This is a genomic window from Bacillus sp. AP50 (assembly GCF_040492675.1).
GTDB lineage: Bacteria > Bacillota > Bacilli > Bacillales > Bacillaceae_G > Bacillus_A > Bacillus_A cereus.
In genome coordinates, this window is the sequence record NZ_JBEUTW010000302.1 from 1 (window position 1) to 8405 (window position 8405).

The window sequence follows — 8405 nt, forward strand, 5'->3', positions numbered from 1 at the left end:
TAACTAATTATATCTAAATATAACTAGTTATAATTGAATGTAATTTGAACATATATCTATTTTTAAAAAATAGGAGAAATATTCTTTTCTTTGTTACAATGAAAGGAGAAAGTGAGGAATCGTCTATGGATCATCATTCCTACACAACGGAAGAAGTAGCAAAGCGATTAAAAGTATCAAAATTAACTGTATACGACTTAATTAAAAAAGGAGAACTTCCTTCTTATAGAGTTGGTAGACAGATGCGCATTGATGCAACAGATTTAGATCAATATATAAAACAAATGAAAACAGGAAAGGTACAAGTTACTCCTGTAAAAAACGATGGTAGTAGTATCTTGAACACGTGTATTATTAGTGGTCAAGAACTAACGTTAGATATGTTAGCTAAACGTATAGAAAATCGTTTGCCAAGTTCTAATGTTTTAAGGGCGTATCAAGGTAGCTTAACGAGTTTAGTGAAAATGTATCAAGGAGAAGGAAGTATCGTTAGTCTTCATTTGTTTGATGGAGAAACGGGTACATATAATGTTCCTTACGTAAAACGTATTTTAGTTGGACAACCATGTACTATGATTAATTTATTAGCAAGGAACGTTGGGTTTTATGTGCAAAAGGGAAATCCTAAAAATATAAAAACATGGGCCGATTTATCTCAATCATCTATACGATTTGTAAATCGAGAAAAAGGTTCTGGTATTAGAGTGTTAGTCGATGAACAATTACGAATCCAAAAATTAAATAAAGCTGATATTAGTGGATATGAATGGGAAGAATCGAATCATCTTGGTGTTGCCACGCAAGTTGCAAATGGAAAAGCTGATGTAGGAGTAGGTTCAGAAAAGTTTTCGCAAATTGTAAATGTGGACTTTATTCCAATCATGAAAGAACAGTATGATTTAGTAATTTTGAAGAATAAAGAAAATGAAGAGTTGATTGAAGTTGTGAAAGACATTCTGCAATCGGAAGAATTTCATAATGAATTAAATGCGATTGGCGGATATGATATTACGAAAACAGGTCAAATTGTATATGAAACAAACTAAAAAGCTGCTTGTCTATAAGACGAGCAGCTTTTTCTATATATAAAGGGGGTTGGGGAAACAAAGTGTTAAACAAGACCTTGAGCAAGTGTATAAATGAAAGCCGTAAGAAGAGTGGCTCCACTTGCAAGTCCGATAAAGTCTGATTTGTTGAAAGTAATGTTGTTCATTATAAACTCTCCTTATTTGTTTAATGTAGTTGCAACAGCTTTTGCATCGACAAGTGCGGATAGCACCATGCCCATTGTATTTAAAAATTTATTTGATTTCATATTGTTCATCATGCGTATCCGCTCCTTTTCGAATTGTTGTTGCCCTGCTTATGTCTTAATTATAGGAAATATGGCTACTTGCAACTATCGAATTAGCTTACGAAAGACTTACACTTTTGTAAGAAAAAAAGACATTCATGTAAGAATGTCTTTCACAGCATATTGATATGATGATGGTCTTCAATTGTTTTTAAAAAACTACGCATTGAATTCGTCATATAGCTATCTTTACGGCGTATGAAAACCGTTGAAATACTGCCGTATTTTTCAGGGATTGCATGACAATGTACCTTACCTGCTTTAGAAAGATGATGGACAGCAGACTGTGGTACGAGTGTAATTCCGAGGCCGAGTGCAACGCTGTTTAATATTGTCTCTAATATATTGAATTCCATAATTCTTTTTGGTAGCAAACCTTCATCTTTAAGCCAACGTTCTAGTTTGGAGCGGTATCCACATCCTTGGTTAAAAACGAGTAGAGGAGTTGTTGTAAATTCTTCTATATGAAAGGCTTTATTTTGTGTTATAAGCATTAATTTCTCTGTACTAACATCGTATTGTTCGATTAGTGGATGTTTAATAGGACCTGATATAAAGGCGCCATCCAATTGATGATCTAGTACTTCTCTAATTAATTCTTCTGTTAGACCCGCTTGTAATGATAAATCGACATTCGGATAGCTTTTATAGTAAGAAGATAAAATGGTAGGCAGTGTACTTACTGTTTCGACTGTACCGATTTTTAATATACCGGAGGGTGTTTCGCTATCTAAAAATACTTGTTTTAGTTCGTCGACATCTTGCAAAATTTTACTAACATAAACGAGCATTTTTCTTCCTTCAGCTGTTAAAGTCATTCCTCGTTTATGGCGGTAAAAGAGTGGGGTTTTTAATTCGTTTTCTAGTTGTTTAATACGTGCAGTTACATTTGATTGTACATAATTTAATTCCTTTGCTGCGCTACTTACACTACCCTGATCGGCAACGCTGTTAAAGATTTGTAAGTCTCGTAATTCCATTTTGTAATCCCCCTTGATGTTAACTATCATTATAAATGATAGTTAACATCATTTTGAATCATTTTACGTGATATATTTTTTCTTTTACAATTCTCTTTGTGCAAATAGAAAGAAACGGGGGATTGCGGTGAGAAGAGGTCAAATGATAATAGGGGCTTTAGCGTGTTTAATTGCGAGTATGTCATGGGGAGCGATGTTTCCAGTTGCTGATCATGCGCTAGAATACATAGATCCATTTTATTTTTCGCTTATTCGCTATGGAGCAGTGGCGATAATGCTGATTGTATTGTTGTTAATGAAAGAAGGAAAACAGGCATTTCGTTTAGAGGGAAGAGGAAAATTACTCGTCTTTTTTGGAACGATGGCATTTACAGTATATAATGTCCTCATATTTTTAGGGCAAATGTTGATGGGTAAGTCGGGTGTAATGGTAGCTTCCATTATGGAAGCACTTATGCCGATGATTTCTATTTGTATTTTATGGGGATATAAGCATATAAAACCGAAGAAGTATATGATAACGAGTATGGTTATTGCTTTTGTAGGAGCTGTGTTTGTTATTACAAAAGGTGAAATGAGTTTCTTTGTAACATTGAAAGATAATATGTTCCCATTAGCATTTATATTTATTGGTGTTGTAGGCTGGGTTATTTATACGATGGGTGGTCAAACTTGTAGTGATTGGTCAACATTACGTTATTCTACGTTGACGTGTGTATTCGGTGCGACTGTTACAGCGATTATAACGGTAATTATTACGTCGCTTGGATATATTTCAGTTCCGAGTATGGGAACGATTTCTATTGTGAAATATGATTTGTTATTTATGATGACATTGCCAGGTATTGTAGCGCTACTTGCTTGGAACTATGGTGTGAAAATTTTATCATCCATTAATGGGATTTTATTTATTAATTTTGTACCAATTACGACTTTGGCTATTATGATGATGCAAGGGTATCAAATCACAATGTTTGATATTATAGGGACTGTACTTGTTATTGCGGCGCTTATTCGCAATAACGTTTGTCAGAGAAAAGAAGAAAATATAAATAAGAGAGTTTTACAAGAAGAACAATTACGTCAAGCTGTTTAATAGGCAAATGGAGGATTTTACATGTTAGAAAGTTTATTGTTTTTCTTCGCCGTCGGAGTTGCCTGTGAGCTTGCAGCAATTAATCGAAATGGTCGTAAAAAGATAAAACAACAAGCTGAGCTGATACAGCTTTTAAAAGAATTGAAAGAAAGAAAAAATTAAAAAGACGACCGGGCATAGACGGTCGTCTTTTTCTATATAAAGGGGAAAGGGGACACAAAGTTATACAAGCGTAGCAGCGTAAATAAAAGCAGTAAGAAGAAGAGAGCCGCTAGCTAATCCTAAAAAGTCTAATTTGTTAAAAGTGATGTTATTCATAATGAGTTCTCCTTACTTGTTTAATGTAGAAGCAACAGCTTTTGCATCGAAAAGAGCCGATAATACCATGCCCATTGTATGTAAGAAATTGTTCGTTTTCATATTGTTCATCATATCAATCGACTCCTTTTCGAATAGTTGTTGCCCTGTTTCTGACTTAATTGTATGAAATATGGTGAGAAGTAACTATCGAATTAGCTTACAAGAAAATTACACTTTTGTAAGAATTGAAATTTAACAATTCATACTTATTTTTATTACCAACTCCTAAAACTTAGTGTTATAATTGTTGTAAGAATATGATTATACTTCGGATGTTTAGAAAGGAACGAAATAAATGTATAAACCAATTACATTTTTGTTGAAATATATATTTAAAACAGCTGGGAAAGTAGAAGTGCAAGGAAGAGAAAAGCTACCAGAAGGTGGTCCGTATGTTGTTGCGTGTACACATACAAGTTTTATGGATGTATTAATGTTAGCTACAGGGATGTACCCAACTCAAATTCATTACATGGCAAAAAAAGAATTATTTGAAGGGAAATTCAAAAATTGGTTCTTTAAAAATGTAAATGCATTCCCTGTAGATCGCGCGAATCCGGGACCGAGTACACTTAAAATTCCATCACGTTTATTAAAAGAAGGAAAGGTAGTAGGGATTTTTCCAAGTGGAACGAGATCAGCGGAAGATGTTTCATTAAAAGCGGGTGCTGTGACAATTGCGATGCGTTCTAATGTTCCGTTAGTACCAGCAGCTTATGTTGGTCCATCAAGTGTAAAAGAATTAATAAAGGGGAAAAAGGCACAATTGATTTTTGGAGATCCAATTCAAATTGAGGGTGGAGAACAAATAGATCGAAAAACCGCTATGAAAATGATGACAGATCAATTAAATGAGAAGTTTGAGGAGTTAAAAGAAGCTTTGCAATCAAATCAAAAATAAGAAAAGACGACCGGGCATAGACGGTCGTCTTTTCTATTACTATTTATAATAAAGGGGAAAGGGGACACAAAGTTATACAAGCGTAGCGGTGTAAATAAAAGCAGTAAGAAGAAGCGAGCCACTAGCTAGTCCTAAAAAATCTAATTTGTTAAAAGTGATGTTATTCATAATATACTCTCCTTACTTGTTTAATGTAGAAGCAACAGCTTTTGCGTCGATAAGAGCGGAAAATACCATGCCCATTGTATGTAAGAAATTGTTCGTTTTCATTTTGTTCATCATATTAATCCGCTCCTTTTCGAATAGTTGTTACCTTGTTTCTGACTTAATTGTATGAAATGTTGCGGAAAGTCACTATCGAATTAGCTTACAGAAAAATTACACTTTTGTAAGAGAAACAAATGAAGGTGTAATGATAAGAAGATTTGACATATGTTCATGAGATTCATTAAGTTAAAGATAGAGGTGAGTGCATGGCTAATATTAAAGATATCGCAAAGATGGCGGGAGTTTCAGTTACGACTGTTTCGAGAGTGTTGAATGATCACCCATATGTAAGTGAAGAAAAAAGGAAAGCGGTTATAGAGATAGTTGAGAAATTGAATTACTCGCAAAACGCAAATGCTGTTCATTTATCAAAAGGAAAGACGAATATTGTTGGTGTGATTTTACCGTATATTAATCATCCGTGTTTTGATGCGATGGTGAGCGGAATGATGGAGATTGCGTTAACTCATAATTACAGAGTGTTACTTTGCCAAACGAATTATAATAAAAAAGAAGAAATGAAAAGTTTACATATGTTAAAAACAAAACAATTGGATGGTCTTATTATTTGTTCACGTGCAAATGATTGGGAAACGATAGAACCGTATGCTTCTTACGGCACAATAATTGCTTGTGAAGATAATGATATTTCAAACATCTCAAGTGTATATACGAATCATTCAGCGGCCTTTCAATTAGGAATGGATTATTTGATTGAGAAAGGTTATAAAAAAATTGGCTATTGTACGGGAAGAAAATTAGGGCCGAGTAGTCAAAAGCGTTTTGATGTTTATAAACAGCAATTGCAATCTATAGATGAAGAGGTTAACGAAGAATGGATTTTTACAGAATGTTTTACACTAGAAGATGGTGTAAAAGTGGCTCATAAGTTAAAAGAGATGCAGGATCTTCCTGGAGCATTAATAGTAGCAGGTGATGAAGTTGCGATTGGGGTTATGACAGAGGTTGAAAAATTAGGGATTCAAGTTCCTGAGGATTTAGCGATTATTGGCTTTGATAATCAACCTATCTCGCAAGTGTTACAATTGACAACTATTGATCAAAATTTAAAGGAGATAGGGAAAACTGCTTTTGAAATGTTGCATAGAAAAGTGAATGACGAGAGTTCTAAACAAGAAAAGCTGGAAATTCCATACGAACTTGTGGAACGCTCTACAGTTTAATCTTAATCCGTTATGTGTATAATCGCATAACGGATTATTTTTTTGAAATATCTTTGACAGGAAACGCGTTTCATACTTTATAAAGGAGTTAAACCGGTCTGTAATATCCATGGATTCTTTTCAAGTGTTAAAGCAGTGAATAGAATTTGGAGGAATATGCATGAATGAACTTTTATCGAGTATGAAAAAGTATGTAGATGATGATGAAAAGATTTTGGTTTTTGTGGTAGGGATCTTTGAGAAGGATAATTTCATGTTATGTTATCAACATGGAATTTTTGTTGCCACTACTAGACGCCTCCTGTTTTACGGGAAATTTCCTTACTATCCTTCAACATTTAAAGAGTACTCATATTTGCATATAGATAGCATAGATTTTCATCCGTACTTTGAGTTTACTTGTAATCATGAAACCATTCGCGCTAAGTATATTCAGAAAGGGAATGTGGAGCAATTTGTCCGTGCAGTTAGAGCAAATATGAATAATTAATCAACCCTCTGTTTAAACATAATATTTCAATTTTTAAGAGGGAAAATGCGGAATAAAAACCACTTCTAAACCTCTAGGAGATAGTGATACAATGTCAAATGGGGGGAGGGTATGAACTATGGTTAATCAACGTATAAAGGAAATAACACTAATTACAATTGGTTCATTATTATTCGCAATTGGTATTAATTACTTTGCAATTCCAAACCGTTTATCGGAAGGTGGAATTATTGGTTTAACGGTTGTTACGTACTACTTATTTGATTGGTCACCAGGGATTGTGAATTTTGCTATAAATGCAATTTTACTAGCTATTGGTTATAAATTTTTTGATAAGAAAACAATGATTTATACAATTTTAGGGATTGTAGAAACATCTTTGTTTTTATACGTTACAGAACATATTGAGTATCATGTAAATAGTGATACATTATTAGCAGCTTTATTTGCTGGTTTATTTGTGGGTATTGGATTAGGCTGTATGTTCAAAGCCGGAGGTACATCGGGAGGGTCAGCAATCTTAGCTCGGTTAGCAAATCAATATTTAGGTTGGAGCGTAGGTAAAGGCGTACTAATTATTGATATTGTTGTAATTGCTGGTTCTGTATTTATAATAGGGCAAGAAAAGGCAATGTATACACTTGTAGCTGTGTTCATCGGAGCGAAGGTGATTGATTTCATTGTAGAAGGAATGGATACAAAAACGGCTGTTACGATTATTTCGAATCAACCAGATTTAATTCGTGAAGCTATTACGAAAAATATGACACGCGGTGTTACTGTATTAGAAGGGCGCGGCGGATATACTGGTAAAAATAAAGAAGTTTTATATGTTGTTATTAATAAACAAGAGCTTGTTAAGTTAAAACAAGTTATTAGCCGGGTAGATGAAGATGCTTTCGTTGTTATACATGATGTACGTGATGTACTTGGCGGTGGCTTTAAAGCAAGCTAAAAGGTGAACGAGTAAATTCGTTCACCTTTTTTAATTCTTACAAAAATGTAAGTGTAATGTAATGAGATTCAATAGTAGATTTTATTCCCCCTTTTTAAAATGGATGTATATATATCCTGCAGAGGAGGAATGTTTATTATGAAGAAAAAAATGATCACTACTATAATAGCGATGATAGTGATAGTAGTAATGTTACTGCCTACGAAACTTGGACCGGTTATCGATAAATATAATCCATTTTATAAGACGAAAGAATACTATACGGTTGTGAATACAATTGGTCAGCATATTGGTGATGAGTGGTATGAATATGAATTTATTGCATTCGATGAACGTGGTAGAGAGCAGAAAATAAAGAAAACGGTTAAGCATATGTTAAAGAGAGATGAAGCATTAAAGGTTTTTGCAAAAGGACGTTACGGTGAATCGATTGAAGAGATTGAGGTTGCAAATATTCCTATAAATGCGAAGAGTAAACTTTTAACGATGAGATAGTGAAATATACCCCCAGCTATTTTTTGTCGAAAATAAAAATACTGGGTAAGGGTATTTTAGGGGTTAGCAAAAAAGCCTTAGTCCATATAGACTAAGGCTTTTTTATTATATAAAGGGGAAGGGGGTACATTGTAGTAGCATGGGTGAAAGGTATAAGAAGAGTAGCTACTAGCAATGCAATTTGGTTATGTGATTGTTCTTCTTATTTGGCTTACTTTCTAACTTTATTGTACGAAATATAAGTAAGGGAAACTATCGAATTACATTACACATAACTTACAAACATGTAAGTCTTCTGTATTAATAATCCTCATCTGAATAAA

Annotated in this window: 12 protein-coding genes; 8 read left to right on the forward strand and 4 right to left on the reverse strand. The window is 33.9% G+C overall.

What is annotated here, in order from left to right; all coding sequences use genetic code 11:
• Nucleotides 1–125 precede the first annotated feature (125 nt).
• Nucleotides 126–1046, forward strand: a complete 921-nt coding sequence (locus ABWK52_RS20590) for a substrate-binding domain-containing protein (RefSeq protein ID WP_141537412.1) — start codon at nt 126–128, stop codon at nt 1044–1046.
• Nucleotides 1047–1111: 65 nt separating this feature from the next.
• Here ABWK52_RS20590 and ABWK52_RS20595 read toward each other — a convergent pair whose 3' ends face one another.
• Nucleotides 1112–1213 carry a DUF3948 family protein gene (locus ABWK52_RS20595; RefSeq protein WP_001060018.1) on the reverse strand — a complete coding sequence of 34 codons (102 nt, stop codon included), beginning with the start codon at nt 1211–1213 and terminating at the stop codon, nt 1112–1114.
• Nucleotides 1214–1467: 254 nt separating this feature from the next.
• On the reverse strand, nt 1468–2334 hold the full coding sequence (locus tag ABWK52_RS20600) for a LysR family transcriptional regulator (protein ID WP_098509132.1): 867 nt from the start codon (nt 2332–2334) through the stop codon (nt 1468–1470).
• 127 nt (nt 2335–2461) lie between these two features.
• On the opposite strand from ABWK52_RS20600, the gene ABWK52_RS20605 reads away from it, so the two are divergent.
• Both ABWK52_RS20605 and ABWK52_RS20610 read left to right on the forward strand, forming a co-directional pair.
• Nucleotides 2462–3430 carry a DMT family transporter gene (locus ABWK52_RS20605; RefSeq protein ID WP_141529018.1) on the forward strand — a complete coding sequence of 323 codons (969 nt, stop codon included), beginning with the start codon at nt 2462–2464 and terminating at the stop codon, nt 3428–3430.
• Between the two features lie 21 nt (nt 3431–3451).
• Nucleotides 3452–3592, forward strand: a complete 141-nt coding sequence (locus tag ABWK52_RS20610) for a YrzO family protein (RefSeq protein ID WP_000894065.1) — start codon at nt 3452–3454, stop codon at nt 3590–3592.
• Between the two features lie 60 nt (nt 3593–3652).
• Here the strand turns inward: ABWK52_RS20610 and ABWK52_RS20615 are convergent, their stop codons facing one another.
• Nucleotides 3653–3748, reverse strand: a complete 96-nt coding sequence (locus ABWK52_RS20615) for a DUF3948 family protein (protein WP_001060007.1) — start codon at nt 3746–3748, stop codon at nt 3653–3655.
• Between the two features lie 337 nt (nt 3749–4085).
• Between ABWK52_RS20615 and ABWK52_RS20620 the strand changes: the two genes are divergently transcribed.
• Entirely contained in the window at nt 4086–4691 is a 606-nt protein-coding gene (locus tag ABWK52_RS20620; protein ID WP_000277779.1) for a lysophospholipid acyltransferase family protein, read from the forward strand.
• Nucleotides 4692–4763: 72 nt separating this feature from the next.
• On the opposite strand, the gene ABWK52_RS20625 is transcribed toward ABWK52_RS20620, so the two are convergent.
• Nucleotides 4764–4859 carry a DUF3948 family protein gene (locus ABWK52_RS20625; RefSeq protein ID WP_001060008.1) on the reverse strand — a complete coding sequence of 32 codons (96 nt, stop codon included), beginning with the start codon at nt 4857–4859 and terminating at the stop codon, nt 4764–4766.
• Between the two features lie 305 nt (nt 4860–5164).
• On the opposite strand from ABWK52_RS20625, the gene ABWK52_RS20630 reads away from it, so the two are divergent.
• From ABWK52_RS20630 to ABWK52_RS20645, 4 genes are all read left to right on the forward strand, one after another.
• The gene (locus ABWK52_RS20630; protein ID WP_001273899.1) at nt 5165–6142 is read left to right on the forward strand and encodes a LacI family DNA-binding transcriptional regulator; all 978 of its coding nucleotides are present in this window, start codon (nt 5165–5167) and stop codon (nt 6140–6142) included.
• Between the two features lie 160 nt (nt 6143–6302).
• Entirely contained in the window at nt 6303–6632 is a 330-nt protein-coding gene (locus ABWK52_RS20635; protein WP_001004250.1) for a PH domain-containing protein, read from the forward strand.
• A gap of 118 nt (nt 6633–6750) precedes the next feature.
• Nucleotides 6751–7587 (forward strand): YitT family protein, encoded by an 837-nt coding sequence (locus tag ABWK52_RS20640; protein WP_000248040.1) that lies wholly within the window; start codon nt 6751–6753, stop codon nt 7585–7587.
• Nucleotides 7588–7725: 138 nt separating this feature from the next.
• Nucleotides 7726–8082 (forward strand): YxeA family protein, encoded by a 357-nt coding sequence (locus ABWK52_RS20645; protein ID WP_000728422.1) that lies wholly within the window; start codon nt 7726–7728, stop codon nt 8080–8082.
• The last annotated feature ends 323 nt before the right edge of the window (nt 8083–8405 follow it).